This window comes from Photobacterium swingsii (assembly GCF_024346715.1).
Taxonomy (GTDB): Bacteria; Pseudomonadota; Gammaproteobacteria; order Enterobacterales; family Vibrionaceae; genus Photobacterium; species Photobacterium swingsii.
The window spans coordinates 861,167-880,192 of the sequence record NZ_AP024852.1 but is presented as its reverse complement, the minus strand read 5'-3'; the positions used below and the strand labels follow the sequence as shown (position 1 = coordinate 880,192).

Annotated in this window: 10 protein-coding genes; 8 read left to right on the top strand and 2 right to left on the bottom strand. The window is 43.4% G+C overall.

Annotation, left to right across the window (positions count from 1 at the left end):
* Positions 1 to 524 precede the first annotated feature (524 nt).
* Entirely contained in the window at positions 525 to 2,276 is a 1,752-nt protein-coding gene (locus tag OCU77_RS04340; RefSeq protein WP_239686029.1) for a methyl-accepting chemotaxis protein, read from the top strand.
* 91 nt (positions 2,277 to 2,367) lie between these two features.
* Here OCU77_RS04340 and OCU77_RS04335 read toward each other — a convergent pair whose 3' ends face one another.
* Together OCU77_RS04335 and OCU77_RS04330 are read right to left on the bottom strand one after the other, a co-directional pair.
* The gene (locus tag OCU77_RS04335; RefSeq protein WP_048899742.1) at positions 2,368 to 3,858 is read right to left on the bottom strand and encodes a YfcC family protein; all 1,491 of its coding nucleotides are present in this window, start codon (positions 3,856 to 3,858) and stop codon (positions 2,368 to 2,370) included.
* Entirely contained in the window at positions 3,855 to 5,210 is a 1,356-nt protein-coding gene (locus tag OCU77_RS04330) for a M20 family metallopeptidase (protein ID WP_048899741.1), read from the bottom strand. The genes OCU77_RS04335 and OCU77_RS04330 overlap by 4 nt, the downstream gene beginning before the upstream one ends.
* 1,073 nt (positions 5,211 to 6,283) lie before the next feature.
* Between OCU77_RS04330 and focA the strand changes: the two genes are divergently transcribed.
* From focA to OCU77_RS04295, 7 genes are all read left to right on the top strand, one after another.
* Positions 6,284 to 7,120, top strand: a complete 837-nt coding sequence (gene focA, locus OCU77_RS04325) for a formate transporter FocA (RefSeq protein WP_048899786.1) — start codon at positions 6,284 to 6,286, stop codon at positions 7,118 to 7,120.
* A 60-nt stretch (positions 7,121 to 7,180) separates the two neighbouring features.
* Positions 7,181 to 9,457, top strand: coding sequence for a formate C-acetyltransferase (gene pflB, locus OCU77_RS04320; protein ID WP_048899740.1), 2,277 nt, complete (start codon positions 7,181 to 7,183; stop codon positions 9,455 to 9,457).
* A gap of 361 nt (positions 9,458 to 9,818) precedes the next feature.
* On the top strand, positions 9,819 to 11,438 hold the full coding sequence (locus tag OCU77_RS04315) for a response regulator (RefSeq protein WP_048899739.1): 1,620 nt from the start codon (positions 9,819 to 9,821) through the stop codon (positions 11,436 to 11,438).
* A complete protein-coding gene (locus OCU77_RS04310; protein WP_048899738.1) occupies positions 11,432 to 15,661 on the top strand; it encodes a transporter substrate-binding domain-containing protein in 4,230 nt (1,409 codons plus the stop codon). The genes OCU77_RS04315 and OCU77_RS04310 overlap by 7 nt, the downstream gene beginning before the upstream one ends.
* On the top strand, positions 15,642 to 16,835 hold the full coding sequence (locus tag OCU77_RS04305; RefSeq protein WP_107302322.1) for an EAL domain-containing response regulator: 1,194 nt from the start codon (positions 15,642 to 15,644) through the stop codon (positions 16,833 to 16,835). Before OCU77_RS04310 ends, OCU77_RS04305 begins: the two co-directional genes overlap by 20 nt.
* Positions 16,836 to 16,963: 128 nt before the next feature.
* The gene (pflA, locus tag OCU77_RS04300; RefSeq protein WP_048899737.1) at positions 16,964 to 17,704 is read left to right on the top strand and encodes a pyruvate formate lyase 1-activating protein; all 741 of its coding nucleotides are present in this window, start codon (positions 16,964 to 16,966) and stop codon (positions 17,702 to 17,704) included.
* A 353-nt stretch (positions 17,705 to 18,057) separates the two neighbouring features.
* Positions 18,058 to 19,002: a tripartite tricarboxylate transporter substrate binding protein gene (locus tag OCU77_RS04295; RefSeq protein WP_244915151.1), complete on the top strand. Its 945-nt coding sequence runs from the start codon at positions 18,058 to 18,060 to the stop codon at positions 19,000 to 19,002.
* The last annotated feature ends 24 nt before the right edge of the window (positions 19,003 to 19,026 follow it).

Sequence of the window (19,026 nt, the reverse complement as noted above, 5' to 3'; positions counted from 1 at the left end):
TATATCGACCGTAAAAAAAGAGGCAAATTTAACTCATTTGCCTCTTTCCTTTAATTCTCCAAATGAAAGTATAAATATAGTTCTTACAAGAAAAGTTAAGTTATGAAGAAACAGCAATATTAATCTGTTAATTGTCTAATCTATTATGTTTTTTAAATTAATATTTATTTATCTCTTTCTCGCAATCCCTTTTAAATAATTAATCTCGGTATATAATACCGCTCTAAATATCATCCTTTGATATTCACTAAAAACAAAAACAAATAAAACCTACAACAAAAATAACCACGCTATTATTTCAACATTTCATACGTAGACGAGATATGCTAAATACTATAAAAAACATTCCTTTAAGAGTTTTATTATCACTTTCCTCTATTTTTGCCATTGCTTGTTTTATTATTACAATATTAATTAGCCAAAGCTTACTATCTGACGTAGAAGAAAATACTAATACTGTAAATAACTACATTTCCTTTAATGCCACATTAAAAGAATTCCAAGATTTACAAGATGTTAGCAGAATGGCTTCTATCTATGGCTTAGGTTTCTATGAACGATTGGATCAAATGGTTGTCACTAATAATGACAACTATGCCAAAGTTCAACAAAGCTACGGTGATTTAATTAAAGCTGGAAATATTGCACTAACACCTAAAGTTAAATCAGAACTTGATAAATTTATTCGTAACTTTAACCAATACACTATTAATTCACAGCATGTCCGTGAACATCGTCAAAATATTAACGCACTTTATGATGCGACGAGTTGGATAACTAACGATATTAATGATGCTGATAGTGCGATTGCAAGTAACCGAAATATCGAAGATATTGACCTTTGGACGAATAAACTTTCTGATATTTCAAGTATCGGTGGTTTAATGTTGTTTGATATTGCTGAAGGTGTAAAGGGTCAAGAAAGTGACGCAACCAGAAAAGCACTTGAACAAACCCGTTTGCTGATCGAAGAACTCAAACCTTTCCGTCAATGGCCAGAAGCACAAACATTAGTTAACCATGCCAATGAATGGGAAAAACAAGTCTCTCAAGTGATCGCACTTGAAGCACAGAAAGCCAAAGCCGTAACAGCGATGATCAGTTTGGGAAATATCAACACAGACATCATCACGAACCTTACGCAAGATGCCGTCATGCACACGGAAAAGCTATCTAACCGCTCGCATGAGCTATTAAATTCGGTGGCCTCTAGTCAAATTATCGCCTCAACCATTGCCATCATCCTCTCTATGGCAATCAGCTTACTGCTGGCAAATGCAATCAGTAACCTAATGCAAAACCTTTACCTTGCAGTGAAGTCACTAGCAGAAGGTAACCTTACTTCACGTTCAGGTATTAGCGGTAAAAATGAGCTAGGTAAACTAGGTCAAAGTTTGGATGATGCAATTGTACAACTCAACCAAACCATTCATGCATTACGAGGCATGGGTGATGAAGTGGCAACCTCTTCTACTGAGTTAGCAGCCGTGATGACACAAAGTGAAGTAAATGGCCGTGAACAGCAGCAGCAAGTGGAGCAAATTACTCATGCTGTAACTGAACTTTCGACTGCGGCATCACAGGTGGATGGTTACGCAAGAACAGCTGACGATAGTGCACAACAAGCACTGGCAATGGGCGCTGAAGGTAGTGCCATTGCCCAGCAATCACGAGAACTATCACAAGAGCTGACTCAACAACTGAACGAAACCTCTGAGCAGGTGCTTGATCTGAACGAGCAGAGCATCAAAATCAGTGAAGTGATCACAGTGATCGACAGCATTTCAGAGCAAACTAATTTGCTTGCTTTGAATGCAGCGATTGAAGCGGCACGTGCAGGTGAAAGTGGTCGTGGTTTCGCCGTGGTTGCTGATGAAGTGCGCGTATTGGCAGCCAAAACGCAAGAATCAACTCAACAAATCCAAACCATTATTGAGCAACTGCAAAGCAAGTCATCAACGGTTGTTACGGCAGTGAATAACAGCCTAGACAAAGTAAATGAGAATAATGAAATTGCAGAGCAAACAAGCCTACAGCTAGAGTCGATTACACAAGCACTACGTCATATCAGTGAAGTGAATGGCGATGTGACGACATCGGTTGATGAGCAAAGCCGAGCGATCACTGATATCACTCAGAATATCAACAACATTAACGATATCATCAGTCAAAATGTAGCAGGTATTAGCCAAACAGCAGAAGCAAGTGGCCATTTATCTCAGTTGGCTGAAAATCAGAAGAACCGCTTGAGTGAGTTTACTGTTACCAACCACTAACCCATAGTCAATAAACTATAGTGCGGTAACAAAAAAGAGGTGTACCTAAGTACACCTCTTGTTTAACTGTTACGTAAAGTCAGATATAGGCTTACATCATCGCTGCACCAGCAAACAGCACAACAATGGTGGCAACAAACACGATTACGACAAATGGCATTACCCATTTCAAGAAGCGTTCATACGGTATTTTTGCCAATGCTAAACCAGCAACTAAGTGACCCGCTGTTGGTGCAAAGATATTAATCCAGCCACTTGCTGATTGGTAAGCGGTGATAATCAAATCACGGCCAATACCGGAGAAATCAGCCAACGGTGCCATTAGCGGCATAGATACTGTTGCTAGGCCAGATGTTGATGGAATGAAGAAGCTCAATACGATGTGAACAAGGTAAGTCACAATCACGAACACGCCAGATGACAAGCCAGTAACCACGCCTTCAGCCCAGTTCAAGATAGTATCGATGATCACACCGTTATCCATCACCACATAGATACCACGCGCAACAGCAACCACCAGCGCAACACCAATCAGGTCTTTTGCCCCTTCCATGAAGGTCTTGATGAAGTCGCCTTCAGACATGCGGTTAATCACGGCAATCAAAATCGCAGACGCCAAGAACAGGGTAGAAAGCTCATCGAACCACCACCACAACGTTGGAATAGCTGTGATACCCATGTCAGCCCATGGAATAACACCGTAGATCATCACTAAGAATGCGCCAAAGAACACACTCATGGTCAGTTTTTGTTTAGTGGTAAATTCGCCGGTGTCTTCTTTCATGTGAGAGAATTCATCGTCAAATTCAATATCTGATAACACAGATTTAGACTTATCAGCCTTCACTTGCGCCGCATAGCGCATAACAAACCAAGACGCTAGCGCAATCAGTACAGCAAGCTGGATAACACGCAGCCCGATACCATCACCAATAGGCAAGCCAGCAAAGCCAGAAGCAATCCCTGTTGCAAACGGGTTCACCGTCGATGCTAACACACCCACACCAGAGCCGAGTAAGATGATCCCAGCAGCCACCATGCGGTCATAACCCGCAGCGGCCATAACTGGCAATATTACCGCCCAGAAAGCAACGGTTTCTTCTGCCATCCCATACGTTGAGCCACCTAATGCAAACAAGGTGATCAAAACAGGAATCAGCATTTGCTCACGCCCACGGAATTTACGAACAATCGCTGCCACCCCGGAGTCCATCGCCCCCGTACGCATGGTGATTGCTAAGAAGCCACCGATCACCAAAACAAATAGTGCCACATCAACAGCTTTGTGGAAGCCTTTGATTGGTGCCATCAAGACATCTATCACCCCTTGTGGCGATGATTCAATTTCTTGATAAGAACCAGGGATTGGTAGTAACCGCTCACCCCCGTTGTAATCTAAGACCTCAGCTGCCGGTATGATCTGATCAGTACCATTCACCATGTAATCATATTTACCTGCTGGCATGATCCATGTCAGCAAGGCCACCAAGCCAATAATAATAAACAAGATGGTATAAACCGTTGGCATCTTGAATGATTTCTTCGCTTTTACCGGTTGGCTTTTTTCTGTTGCCGTTGTCATAACTCTACTCCCTGTAGCTGATAAATGGCATTTGCGTACACATTCATCGCTTTAAGCATGTCATCGATAATGAGGTATTCATTTGGCATGTGTTCTACTTTCTCGCGCCCAGGGAATATAGCCCCGTACGCAACACAATTTGGCATAGCACGGGCATATGTCGCCCCACCAGATGTCATTGGCTTACTGTCCATATCGCCACTGATATCTTGGTATGCTTTCATCAAGCTTTGGATAATTGGGCTATCTGCTGGCATATAAAGTGATGGCAACACATCGAACTCTTCGTATTGCAAGTCGTATTGCTCACTCACCGCTTTAATGTCGTTATCGTAATCTTCTTTACTGAAAGTAACAGGCACACGAATATCAATCCCACACTGGCTATGGGCTTCATCAATCTCTAGCTGTGCCACATTGAAAGTTAAGCGCCCACTGACATCTTCCACAGAACCAAAAATTTCTTTGGCATTGGCATCTTCACCTACTTGTTCAGCGATGAAGCGCACCATAGGATGATCTACGCCCACTTTAACTAGCGCCATACAGAGTCGTGCAATCGCATTGACACCTTTCGTATCTGCTGATGCTGAATGCGCGGCCTTACCGAATACCGTCAGCTCATCGTCTTCACAGCTAAAATCGAAGCCCATTTGATCAAGTGCAGCAACCAACTCTTCCAGTAAAGGACCTTGGTAGCGAGCAAGCTCAGGAACGGCATTTAACGCACCGCCGCATTTAAGGCTTAGATCCACATCACCGCCACACTTCAAATAAGATTGGATCAGCATTTTTTCAGCGTGGATCAATGGGAAGGCAGAATCAGGCGTGAAGCCACATTGGGGAATTTCTTCTTTCTCACAGTAGCGATCAATACAACGCCACAGTGTTTCTTCATCCGTACCGAATATAAAGCGAACACGTTTATTAAAAGTAACATCGCATGCTTGTAAGGCTTTTACGGCAAACATAGCCGCAATCGTTGGGCCTTTGTCATCTTGGGTGCCGCGACCGTAAATACGACCATCGCGAATGTCCGCTGCAAACGGGTCGGAATCCCATGCTGACAGTTCACCAACGGGTACAACATCAAGGTGGCCAAGTACCCCTATCATTTGTTCACCCTGACCCACTTCAGCGTAACCGTAATAACCTTCAGGATCTTTATAAGTTGAAAAGCCTAACGTTTCACAAAACGCTAATGTCGCCGTTAAGCAGTCATCAATTGGCTGACCAAATGGCGTATTACTCTCATCCTCTTGATATACACTTGGCATCGACACTAAATGTTGAACAGCTTGGATATAATCTTCTCGCAAGCCATCAATGTAATTAGCTATCTTGGTTTTCATCGTATCCCTCGTTGTTATGCCAAAGCGTCGTCCACTTATCTGCATACTCGCCAGTAAGCAGCATATTACTTCGGCATTTAATTCTTAATCAGCACAAGATGCGCGATCGTTTTTATTAAGCCACATAATTCTGCTACAGGCGCCAAAGCTAATCTGTGACAACTTTCACTGCTCGTACCATTGAGATGAGATAAGCGTCAAAATGTATGAAAAATATTCTAACTTTTCACTCAATAAGGGATTGGGTATAACAACAAAGACCTTGCGGCATAGCACAATGACCGCAATATTTGATTGATCTTAGTTAAGTAAGGCTCCGAGATTAAACATCAATAAAGTATTAATAATAAAAATATTTTCCATCGAAACAATACTGCACTGGGTCACACTTTCTCCCCCGCTATCCCCCCCTACCCATACAGCTGTGGCATAGCGATAGGCATGAGAAACACGCGGTAACAATAAAAGGTGTAATGTGCTTTTATGATCTAAAATCTGGTAACCAGCATGCTGCTATTCCAATACACAAGAAGTTGTTGAATTCTTACTACACACGGCATGAGATGGTGAAAAAATAGGCGCACTAGCGGTAATATCACATTTTGTAACAAAATTTAGCGTTATTACGAGTTCGCTTATTATCCTTTTTGCTTATTACAACAAACTCAAACCACATTCATTAACAAAGCATTGATTATTAATACAACTTTGTATTAACAAGCGAATCGGAATCAATATTTCCAATAATCATAACCTAGCTAAAAAAGAGGGCGTTCCAATTCACTATGTTGTTGAAATTACATAGATAACCCTAAAGTGTAAATTTCACCTTACGAGATGAAATTAAATTACATTAAAATTTTTTTAGCGTTTATCAAAAAATTTATATCTTTATAAATCAACAAATTACGTTTGTATGACATATAACAAAACGACCAAAGTTGTTATATAATTTCACCGCCATGATCTGAATCAACTTTTTGAGTGCTGCCATTTGCTATTATTCTCCCAGCAAAAATTTGAACTGAAAGAGCATTCCTGTGAACACTGAAAACAACCCGTTTGACGCTCTCATGCCACCCGCGATGGCGCATAAAGCCGAAGAAGTTGGTGTCTATAAAGCAACGAAGAATCCACTACAATCCTTCTTCCTTGCTATTACTGCTGGCGTATTTATTTCAATTGCCTTTGTTTTCTATACCACGGTTACGACTGGCGCGGGTGACATGTCTTGGGGCATGGCTAAACTCGTTGGTGGTCTCGCGTTTAGCCTTGGTCTTATTCTTGTCGTTATTTGTGGTGGTGAGCTTTTCACTTCTTCGGTTCTAACTACTGTTGCTCGCGCAAGTGGCCGCATTACGACTTTTCAATTATTACGCAACTGGGTTGTCGTTTACTTAGGTAACTTTGTTGGCGCTAGTTTCTTTGTGGCTTGCATTTGGATTGCACAACAACATATGGGTGCAAATGGCCAATGGGGCATCACAGCAATGAAAATTGCACAACACAAATTGCACCATACTTTTGGCCAAGCCGTAGTATTAGGTATGCTATGTAACCTAATGGTGTGCTTGGCAACGTGGATGACATTTTCTTGTCGCACCGCAACTGATAAAGTTATGGTAATGCTGCTCCCTGTTGCTATGTTTGTAGCGTGTGGTTTTGAGCACAGCATCGCTAACATGTTTATGATTCCGATGGGTATCGTGATTCACTCTTTCGCTAGTCCTGAGTTTTGGACCATGGCAGGTGTTGACCCATCGCAGTTTGCAGATTTAACGGTAAGTCATTTTGTTTTCAACAACCTGATTCCAGTAACCATAGGTAATATCCTTGGTGGTGGCTTCTTAGTTGGTATGACTTATTGGATTATCCATCGCCGTCCAGAGCTAAAAGGCCAAAGCCACTAAGTTTTAGACGTCGATAACACGATTATTTTTTCTACTGAATAGAATATAGGTAGGTATACAATGGCAGAGCAATTTGCTAAAGCTTGGGAAGGTTTCGCTGCTGGCGAATGGCAGAACGATGTTAACGTTCGCGACTTTATCCAGAAAAACTACACTCCTTACGAGGGTGACGAGTCTTTCCTAGTTACTGAAGGTACTGAAGCAACTAACAAGCTTTGGGATCAAGTAATGGAAGGTATCAAGCAGGAAAACAGCACTCACGCTCCTGTTGATTTCGATACTTCCCTTGTTTCTACCATCACTGCTCACGATGCAGGTTACATCAACAAAGATCTAGAAACGATCGTTGGTCTTCAAACTGAAGCTCCACTAAAACGCGCAATCATGCCAAACGGCGGCGTGCGTATGATCGAAGGTTCTTGTAAAGCATACGGCCGTACTCTTGACCCAGAAGTATCAAAAATCTTCTCTGAGTACCGTAAAACGCACAACCAAGGCGTTTTCGATGTTTACTCTCCAGACATCCTAAAATGTCGTAAATCTGGCGTTCTGACTGGTCTTCCAGATGCATACGGCCGTGGTCGTATCATTGGTGACTACCGTCGTGTTGCTCTATACGGTATTGATTTCCTAATCAAAGAAAAAGTTGCTCAATTCCATTCTCTACAAGAAAAACTAGAGAAAGGCGACGACCTACAAATGACTATGCAGCTTCGTGAAGAAATTCAAGAGCAGCACCGTGCACTAGGTCAAATGAAAGAAATGGCAGCTAAATACGGCTACGACATTTCTGAGCCAGCAACTAACGCACAAGAAGCTATCCAATGGGTATACTTCGGCTACCTAGCAGCTGTTAAATCTCAAAACGGCGCAGCAATGTCTCTAGGTCGTACATCTACGTTCCTAGATATCTACATTGAGCGTGATATCGCTGCTGGTAAGATCACTGAAGTTCAAGCTCAGGAAATGATCGACCACTTCGTAATGAAACTACGTATGGTTCGCTTCCTACGTACTCCTGAGTACGATGAGCTATTCTCTGGCGACCCAATCTGGGCAACAGAATCTATGGGTGGTATGGGTGTTGACGGTCGTACGCTAGTATCGCGTACTAACTTCCGTTTCCTAAACACGCTATACACTATGGGTCCTTCTCCAGAGCCGAACATCACTGTTCTATGGTCTGAGCAACTACCTGACGGCTTCAAACGTTTCTGTGCGAAAGTATCTATCGATACTTCTTCTATCCAGTACGAAAATGATGACCTAATGCGTCCAGATTTCGACAACGATGACTACGCTATCGCTTGTTGTGTATCTCCAATGGTTATCGGTAAGCACATGCAATTCTTCGGTGCGCGTGCAAACCTTGCTAAAACACTACTTTACGTAATCAACGGTGGTGTGGATGAGAAACTGAAAATTCAGGTTGGTCCTAAAGCAGAACCTATGCTTGACGAAGTTCTAGACTTCGACAAAGTATACGCTGGTCTAGATAGCCTAATGGATTGGTTAGCAACTCAGTACGTGACAGCACTAAATGCTATCCACTACTCTCACGACAAGTACAGCTACGAATCAGCGCTTATGGCTCTACATGACCGTGACGTTCGTCGTACTATGGCTTGTGGTATCGCTGGTCTATCTGTTGCTGCTGACTCACTAGCTGCTATCAAGTACGCTAAAGTTAAGCCAGTACGTGACGAAGACGGTATCGCAATCGACTTCGACATCGAAGGCGAATATCCTAAGTTTGGTAACAACGATTCACGCGTTGATGACATCGCTTGTGAACTTGTATCTAACTTCATGAACAAGATCCGTAAGCTTAAGACTTACCGTGATGCGATCCCTACTCAGTCTATCCTAACTATCACTTCAAACGTGGTATACGGTAAGAAGACTGGTAACACGCCTGACGGTCGTCAAGCAGGTGCTCCATTTGCACCAGGTGCAAACCCAATGCACGGTCGTGATGAAAAAGGTGCTGTAGCATCTCTAACATCAGTAGGTAAACTACCGTTTGCTGATGCGAAAGATGGTATCTCTTACACCTTCTCTATCGTACCGAATGCACTAGGTAAAGAGCAGGATACACAGCGTTCTAACCTTGCAGGCCTAATGGATGGTTACTTCCACCACGAGTCTGGCATCGAAGGCGGTCAACACTTGAACGTTAACGTTCTTAACCGTGAAACGCTAGAAGACGCTGTTAAGCACCCAGAGAACTACCCTCAGCTAACTATCCGTGTATCGGGTTACGCTGTGCGTTTTAACTCTCTAACAACTGAACAACAAAAAGACGTAATCGCACGTACTTTCACAGAATCTCTATAATCTAGACTTCTGATTTGTTGTTAAAAACCGGCCTTAGGGTCGGTTTTTTTATGCCTGTTATTTGCTCAAACTCGCACGGCCAATAAACAGAATGATAAACTGTATATTGGCGATAATTGTCATATCTCACAAATAATACACCTATTAACAATACGACATACTGAATGGTATTTTGTTTATTGCCAAAGGCATCACTCTCACTTATTATTTGCGCGAAATTCCCATCCCCTGTACCAATGTTATTTTCAGGATGAATAACGCTTAGTTATAAACAAAGCAATACAGTTACCAGCTCGGGTAGTCTACAGGGATATATTGCGATTTATGATTTAGCGCGTACACGCGTAAGGTAATAAGCTCAATGCGGCAAGATAGCTCTGTACTTGTTGTAGACGACTGTTCGATCATCCAACAGACTACCAAACTGATTCTACAAAACTGTGGTTTCAATCCTGCTAATATTCACACAGCAACCAATGCCAGCGATGCAATCAAAGCCTGTCAAAGCAAAGTTTTTGACATTTTATTTATTGATTTCAATCTTGGTCACGGTAGTACTGGCTTACAGCTGTTAGAACACCTATCGCAAAAAAAATTGCTGATGCACTCTCCGATGGTCTTTGTGATCACGGCTGAAGATTCAACACCTGTCTTCATGGGGTTTGCGGAATTTGAACCGGATGACTATCTGATAAAGCCATTACGTAGCGATGCCTTACAGCAACGTTTACAAGCAAGCTTTATGCAGCGTAAGCTCAATAAACTGGTACAAACTGGGTTTAAACTTTCAGGGGTTGGCGGCGCAAAATCGGCTTTACAACAAGCAAAAAGTACCAAGGCATTCCGTCAAGCAATCACAGCCCTTTGTAAGCAGTTAACCCTTGATGGTGAACATCAAAAGGCAATCGCCCTACTCGCGAGTTTTGTGCCTAAACACCCTTATTTACCAGCACAACTGCTACTGGTTGAGCTATACATGCTGCAACAGGATCTAGCGGCTGCAAATGCAGTGCTTAGCGCGTTACGTATTAGTCACCCGAACCACCTCTTAGTGCTAGATTTAAGTGCCAAGATGGCGCTACATAATCACCAATTCAGTGAGGCGATGCAGTACTGGCAACACGCCCAACAATTAAGTTATACCAACCTTGATCGCCAATTTTCGCTTTTTTGGTTAGCCCAAGGGCTACACTCACAAGGTGCTTTTTCGAAGCTACGTGAAGCTTGCGCCCATATTCAGCACTCCATTTGGGACGAACCTCGTTACCATGCGTTGCTATTCTTAGGGCAAATTGAGCAAGGAATTACGCAAAAGCACACCATTGAACGCCAGTGGCTAATACAGACAAACCAAAAAGCACTTTCAGCCGAAGAACGTGCCTTCGCCTTTGCGTTAAAAGCCTTACAAGCCGTTCGAAACGGCGATAATTTCACGGCCTACCGTTTATTAAAACACAGTCATATCACCATGGCTGAAGAACTGCTTGCCACCAGCTTTGAATTTAATGCCATTTTGCTCAAAGTTTATCGTCTATTGAATATGACAAAGGCTGATATTGAAACCATAGAGCGTTTGGATAAGTTAAGCGTGAACGAACACAACTCAACGCATCGCTTGCTCAAACAATATTGGCTTAAACGTCAGCGTGAATCATTTAATACCTCCGCAGCTGACTACCAAAAAGCGATCACTTTATTTACGGACAAGCAATACAAATTAGCAGGCCAAGCATTATTAACTATCTGGCCAAGCTTTCGCTTTGACCCAATAATTGCAAAGCAGCTTATCGAGCTGTTTAGCTTAAATCTATTACCGCTAACACACTTGCAGCGGGAATATTTAATGGAAGCACGTTGGACATTTGAAGCCCTATCCGAGCCTCCAGCCTGGTACCAAACACTCAGAAAAAAAGACGATGCCTTTGCTACTCCAATCGAACAAATGACCGCGAAAGCATCGGGGACTGCAGCTATATGTTAAGAATTATTTTGTTGTTTATTCTTTGCTTTGCACCCATTTACAATGCGCTTGCAAGTGAAAAATATGAGCCTAACCAATTAACCAGCCCAGAGATCATCTCGGTTGCCACGCCAACACAACCAGAACAAAAAAAAGTACTGCGTATTGGCTACCCCAATTTTGACTGGGCACCATTCACTTATGTCTCTGACCGCGGTCACATGGCAGGCTTGTTGCCAAGCATAGTGTATGAAATAGCAAAGAAGAGTGGCTACTCAACCCAAACCGTTATATACCCTAATTTTGAAGATGTGCTTGCAGGCTTCAATAACAAAGAAATTGATATTTTAGTGGGGGTATCGTCGACGTTTGAGCGTAAGAAAATCATGCATTTTAGCCAGCCGTTGGTTGTCGTACCTATGGCGGTCGTCAGCAAAGATCCTTCTATTCGTAATATTCAAGACTTAACCGGCCAAGTAATTGCAGTTGAAAGTGGGTTTGCAATCGAAGAGCAACTGCATCAATTATCGAATAAAAAATTAAATATCGAACAATACGCATCAAGCTCCGAAGCCTTTAATGCGATGCGAGTCGGTGATGCAAATGCTTATATTGGTAATGCCATCACATTACGCAATATGTTATCACGTGAAGATGATCGAGAATCAATCGTCTTCCAAGAATTACCCGATCTCCCATACGAGCGCTTGTATATTGCCAGCCATAAGCAAGACACGGCTGTCATTGCTGATCTAAATGCAGCATACGCTTCGCTCAACCAACACTTATTAACCTCGATTTATGACACTTGGCTAACAACATCGCAGCAACGTTACTTAAATATAAAAAATAATCTGAATTTAACGTCAGATGAGCAAGATTGGCTTGATAACCACTCAACCCTAAAAGTTGCTTATCACCCTAATGATTTTCCGTACCAATTCAGTGGTTCTGACGGTGCAATGGAAGGGATCAGTGCTGATATTTTGGCGGAAATAGGCAAACTGCTTAAAATATCCATTTCACCTATGCCAATAACATCACTAAAAACCGTGTTGCCCCGATTAGAAGCAAATGAATTTGATGTTATCGCGGCAGTTACTTGTACTTCAGATAGAAAAAATTTATTCCATTGTACCCAACCTTACACCGAAGAAAGCTGGGTTATGGTTGACAATGCCGAGCAAGAACCTTTTTCCAAGACCAGCACAATTGGTGTGCTAAAAAACCGTTACGGCCATGCACTGAGTAAAAAGCTCTTTAGTGATAATCCCCTCGCCTTCTATGACAACAACGAGCAACTGTTGATGGCAGCAATGAATGGCAAGGTCGACGTGGCAGTAATATCACTTTCTAGCGCATCTTCATTGCTGCAAAGCGAATTTCTTGGTCGCTTGCAGATCATCTCTAGTAAGCTGGACGCGTATAATCACCCTGTTGGTATGGCCGTCTCGAAAGATAACCGCCTACTACGTGATTTATTAAACAAAGCACTGAACGCTATCCCACCGAAAAAATTCAGTGAAATTGAAAAGCAGTGGCAGACAGTCACGGTTCACCAAGGGATCCCCTACAAAGAGCTGCTGCTATGGGGAGCCATCATCAGTGCCGTTTCCGCACTGATCATCCTGACTATCATGTACTGGAACCGTAAACTCAGCCATGAAGTGAAGCAGCGTAAGCAAGTGGAACAACAACTCACTTACCTGACCAATAACTTCGATGGCGTCTTATTACAGCATGTGCAACGTAGCGATGACCCGAGTGATATTGAATTACTTTTCGTCAGTAACAAGGTCCACGAACTGATAGGTATTTCAGCAAGCAAGTTATTCACTCAACCTATGCTTATCTTTCGATTGCTAAAGCAACGTGATGACAATAATGACATTTTAACGGCTATGCGTGACGCCTGTTCCAAAGGGTATTGGAAAACAGAATTACAGCTCAAGAGCCTTCAAACCAGCCAACGTTGGATCGAAATTCGCTGCCACATTACACCACAAGAGAATGGCTGGCAGTGGAACACGATACTGCTTGATATTACCCACATGAAAGAGCAGCAACACGAGCTTGAATTAGCCCGTAAAGATGCCGAAGCGGCCACAGTTGCAAAGTCACGCTTCCTTGCCATGATGAGCCATGAAATTCGCACGCCTATTAGTGGCGTTTTGAGCTTACTTGAACTTTTAGCACCTCACGTCCGTCGACCTGAAGCAAAAAGTATTCACACCAGTTTGGTGCAATCAGGCAATAACTTGCTCAATATTGTTAACGATGTTTTAGACTTCTCAAAAGTTGAAGCGGGTAAATTAAGCTTGAGTGCTGAACCCTGTGACATGGCGAATTTGATCCATGAATTAGTGCAACCGCATGTGGTTCATGCAGAGCAAAAAGGCGTACGCTTTAAACTTTGGGTTGATCCTGCGATAGCTCAAACCATGGTGTGTGACCCGCTTCGTTTACGTCAGGTTATGAATAACCTACTCAACAATGCAACCAAGTTTACAGACCATGGCCATATTGGGTTATTGGTCGATCTTGCTAATCAGCATAATAATCAGCAAACATTGCGCTTCACCATTGAAGACAGTGGTATTGGTATCAGCGACAGTGACATTCAGAAACTGTTTCAGCCTTTTGAACAAGCTGATGTGAGTAGTGAGCGCCGCTTCAGTGGTACAGGCTTAGGGCTTTCCATCTGCCGCCAGCTGGTTCAACTCATGGGTGGCGAAATTCATGTTGAAAGCCAATTAGGCCTTGGTAGCCAATTTATTTTCCACCTGACATTTTCAGTTGTCACACCGTCAGAACATACGCAGCTTTTACCACACTGCGGGTTGATCAACTTACCTATAGAGCAACATTTTGCTCTGCATGCGTATTTGAATAACTGGTCTGGGCATACCTTCTCTATCGAGGCATATAACCAGCCAGAGCTACTCAGATTGCTGCAACTTCAGCAGCAAAAACAAGCGCTGCATACGCTGATGATCAGTGAATATGACTATCAAGCATTACAATTAACACCTGCATTGTTAGCCGAATATTTCCCTGAAGTGAAGTGGATCTTCTTGCGTCAATCAAGCCTACTATCGCCAGAGCCTGCACCACAAGGTTGGGTATTATCACTGTCACCGCTAATGCCAATGCAACTAAAACATGTACTGATGACACAAGCCGATGATGCCATGCTGGCTGATGTTCATTACACAAAGAATAGTCAGGTTCAGCACTTAGCCGAACAGAATGCAGAAGCAAGCTTGGCTGAAGGCGATGGTATTGAAGAGGTAGAGTTAAAGCCCTACAAGATTTTGGTGGCTGAAGATCATCCGATTAACCAACAAATTATTGCTCAGCAATTGCGGCAATTAGGCTATCAAGCCGACATTACCGATAATGGCCAACTTGCACTAAATGCACTACACCAACAAGATTATGATCTGATCTTAACGGACTGCCATATGCCTGAATTAGATGGCTATGGACTGGCATCCGCGGTGCGCCAGCAAGGTTTCTGTACACCGACAGGCAGACTTATCCCTATCATTGCACTAACAGCTAATGCCGCTGCAAGTGAAAAATCGAACTGCAAAGCCAATGGTTTCGATCAATGTTTATTTAAGCCCGTTACGCTGCAACAGTTAGACACAGTATTAGCGTTATGGCTCCACCCTGATACCGACATTAACCTGCAGGATGGGTGCGGTTTTGCGTTAAATGAAACGCTCTCCCCAGCCTCTAATGAGGATCTTGATGAATGGGACTTAGGTGACTTTAATGAACTCGAGAATGACAATGAAGCCAACGAGGTGAATATCTCAGGATCGTTACTGTTTGAGTTCTTAGATGATGACACACTCAAACGTGAAGCTGCTGGCGAGAGCGATAATGAAGTGATCAGCCTAGCGAGCTTGAGCCAAATATTCGGAGATCCAAGCCTGTGCCAGCAAATTTTGCAGCAATACTACCAAGCCTGTTTGACTGATTTTGCAGACTTAAAGCAAGCGGTATTAACGCAAGATACTGATAGTATTCGTCTGATTAGTCACCGAATGAAAGGGGCGGCAAGGATGGTGGAGTATCATGCGTTAGCACAGACCTGCGAACATATGGAACACGAAGTACAGCAATCACAGCAGCCAACAGAAGATGTGTTCAAACAGCAAGTCGACGAGATTGACCACCATATACAGCAACTAGAACAGCAAGTGTCAGCATTCAATGAAAGTACTGTTAATTGAAGACCACGCTTTTCAGCGTCAGATAATGGCAACCCAATTGGCTCAGTTACTGACTGAGCCAAATGATGAGATTCAAACAGCCACATCAGGCCTTGATGCTCTCACCATCATGTCAGGTTATTCCCCCGACTTATTGCTGTGCGACTTAAATATGCCGGAAATGGATGGGATTACCTTTCTCAGTAAAGTCGCTGAACAGGCGTTTCTTGGTAGTGTTGTCATAACCAGTGCGACCAGCCATGAAGTGATTCGCTCAGTCAGTAAAATGTGTGCCGACTATCAATTGAATCTATTGGGTGCGTTAGCAAAACCTGTCCAGCTTGAAACCTTATCAAGCATGATAAACAATGCACGCGAGGCTAAACCGAAAACTTCGCATCAACGCCCTGCGATGACTGTTGATACAAACATCGTTGAACAAGCTTTTGTTCAACGCTGGTTTGTCCCCTACCTTCAACCTATTGTTGATATTACAACAGGTCAATGGGTCTCTTGTGAGGCACTCATGCGCTTACATCACCCACAACAGGGGTTGATCTGCCCTAGTGCCTTTATTGAGCTTGTGAACCAACTAGGAAAAGATGCCGATCTAGCCTTATATACACTGCACTATGTCATCAAGCATGCCGATTTATTGCAAGGTAAACGCGTTGCTATCAACATCAGCTCCGCCACATTAGGTACATCTGGTTTTGTCGATAAGGTGCTGCTATTGGCACAAGATCACCCAGATCTACAGCATAAGGTGTACTTTGAGTTAACCGAATCAGACATGGTGAAAAATACAGGACGTGCTCTTGAGTCAGCTTCTCGACTAGGTATGAACGGCTTCACCCTTTCGATTGATGATTTTGGGACTGGCTTTTCATCACTCAAACAGCTTGAAACCTTACCCTTTGAGTCACTAAAAGTGGATATGGGATTTACTAAAGCAATCACGACCAGCCACACCGCATTGGCCATTGTTGAGTCTTGCCTATTTTTAAGCGAGCGTTTGTCGTTAACCTCTATCGTTGAAGGTGTCGAGAATATTCAGATCTGGCAGCAGCTACAAAAGCTAAACTGCCATCTAGCACAAGGCTATTTTATTGCCGCACCTATGCCAGCCGACAAACTCAACCAATGGCATATCCAATGGCAGCAAAAAGTAACTGAGTTACAACCACAAGGGTGAACATAACGCCAAGTCGACGAATAAAAGCACAAAACCCTTACATTTTCACAGACATTTCCGCTACTTTCACTGGGTGATTTGTAATAAAATGACAGGCAAAACACGCACCACTGCGGAGAAGTAAAGCAATGTCAGTAAAAGGTCGTATTCACTCTTTCGAAACTTGTGGAACCGTTGATGGCCCAGGTATTCGTTTCATCGTATTTATGCAGGGCTGTTTAATGCGCTGCCAATACTGCCATAACCGTGATACATGGGATTTGCACGACGGTAAGGAAGTTACTGTTGAAGAAATCATGAAAGATGCCACTTCTTACCGTCACTTTATGAAAGCTTCTGGTGGTGGTGTGACAGCATCAGGTGGTGAAGCCATGCTACAACCTGAGTTTGTTCGTGACTTCTTCCGTGCTGCTCAGGCAGAAGGTATCCACACCTGTCTTGATACCAACGGCTATATTCGTAAGCACACTGATGTGGTTGACGAAGTGTTAGATGCCGCAGATTTAGTCATGCTAGACATCAAGCAAATGGACGACTCAATTCACCAAAACCTTGTTGGTGTACCTAATAAGCGTGTACTCGATTTTGCACATTATCTCCACAAGCGTGGCCAGAAAACATGGATCCGCTATGTTGTTGTGCCTGGCTACACTGATGATGAAAAATCAGCACATCTACTGGGTGATTTCATTAAAGATATGGATAACATCGAAAAGGTAGAACTGCTGCCTTACCACCAACTTGGCGAGCACAAGTGGGAAGCAATGGGCTTTGAATACCAACTAACGGGGGTGAATCCTCCGCCAAAAGAAACCATGGAAAACATCAAGAATATTATTGCCAGCTACGGCCATAAGGTAATGTATTAATAGGTGCTATTAGCCTAAATCCTTCTAAAGGAGAGCAATTGCTCTCCTTTTTGCTATTCAACCTTCCCCCTCTCTTCGCCGTTTTATTCTGTTTATACCCCTTGTGAACTTTATGAACAAAATGGCCAATAAACCCCTTATTCTCTTTTTTTGCGCTAACTGGCCTAGCCACCAACATTGATTTAACTTTTTGTTAACTTGCTTTATCAATCAGCAGGCTATCCATCTGCTTTACTCCATTATTTCGCTGGTTGACGGCACCTCAATAACAAGGAAGAAAGGATAAAATCATGTTGAGTACCATCAGAAAACAATTGCATCGCCGCCTTGCTATAACAGTTCTCGCCTCTAGCATGGCTGCACTATCGGGTAGTGCAGTGGCAAGTAATGCCCAAACTGACAGCCTAGATAAAATTCACTTTTTGATCCCCGGTGGTGCAGGTGGCGGTTGGGACATGACCGCACGCGGCACAGGTGAGGTACTGAGTAAAGCCGGGCTAGTTGAGAAAGTGTCTTATCAAAACCTATCGGGGGGCGGAGGCGGTAAAGCCATTGCTCACTTGATTGAAACCGCAAAGCGTCAAGATGATACCCTGATGGTCAACTCAACTCCTATCGTGGTGCGTTCTCTCAGTGGTATTTTCCCGCAGTCTTTTCGTGATTTAACCCCCGTTGCTGCCACGATTGCCGATTATGGTGCCATTGTGGTTGCCGCTGATTCTCCTTTTACCGATTGGAAACAGGTCGTCAAACAGTACTCAGAAAACCCACGCAGCATCAAAATTTCAGGCGGTTCAGCACGTGGCTCAATGGATCACTTGATCGCAGCGGCTGCGTTCAAAGGCGAAGGGTTTGATCCTCGTAAAGTCCGCTACATTGCCTACGATGCTGGCGGCAAAGCCATGGCTGCGCTCCTCTCTGGTGAGACAGAACTGCTATCAACGGGCCTTGGTGAAGTGCTTGAAATGAACAAGAGTGGTCAAGTCCGCGTTCTCGCGATCACGGCACCCAAGCGCTTACCTGCCGCGCCAAGTATTCCAACCTTGGTGGAACAAGGTAACGACACTATCTTTGCTAACTGGCGCGGATTCTTTGCGGCGCCAGGGGTTAGCCAAGCGAAAATCGACGCATGGAATCAAGCCTTGTCAGGCATGTACACCACCAATGAATGGGCTGTGGTACGTGATCGAAACGGCTGGATTGATACCTACAAAAACGATAAGGATTTCTTCCAGTTTCTTGAACAACAAGAGAAGCAAATGGGCGATCTGATGCGTGAACTGGGTTTCTTGCAGTAGCCATCTTTGGGTTTGATACCACTC

Bases quoted from the DNA above. Each gene is read 5' to 3' on its own strand.
- OCU77_RS04340 (WP_239686029.1), top strand. From the start codon at position 525: ATGGCTTCTATCTATGGCTTAGGTTTCTATGAACGATTGGATCAAATG.
- OCU77_RS04335 (WP_048899742.1), bottom strand. From the start codon at position 3,858: ATGACAACGGCAACAGAAAAAAGCCAACCGGTAAAAGCGAAGAAATCA.
- OCU77_RS04330 (WP_048899741.1), bottom strand. From the start codon at position 5,210: ATGAAAACCAAGATAGCTAATTACATTGATGGCTTGCGAGAAGATTAT.
- focA (WP_048899786.1), top strand. From the start codon at position 6,284: ATGCCACCCGCGATGGCGCATAAAGCCGAAGAAGTTGGTGTCTATAAA.
- pflB (WP_048899740.1), top strand. From the start codon at position 7,181: ATGGCAGAGCAATTTGCTAAAGCTTGGGAAGGTTTCGCTGCTGGCGAA.
- OCU77_RS04315 (WP_048899739.1), top strand. From the start codon at position 9,819: ATGCGGCAAGATAGCTCTGTACTTGTTGTAGACGACTGTTCGATCATC.
- OCU77_RS04310 (WP_048899738.1), top strand. From the start codon at position 11,432: ATGTTAAGAATTATTTTGTTGTTTATTCTTTGCTTTGCACCCATTTAC.
- OCU77_RS04305 (WP_107302322.1), top strand. From the start codon at position 15,642: ATGAAAGTACTGTTAATTGAAGACCACGCTTTTCAGCGTCAGATAATG.
- pflA (WP_048899737.1), top strand. From the start codon at position 16,964: ATGTCAGTAAAAGGTCGTATTCACTCTTTCGAAACTTGTGGAACCGTT.
- OCU77_RS04295 (WP_244915151.1), top strand. From the start codon at position 18,058: ATGGCTGCACTATCGGGTAGTGCAGTGGCAAGTAATGCCCAAACTGAC.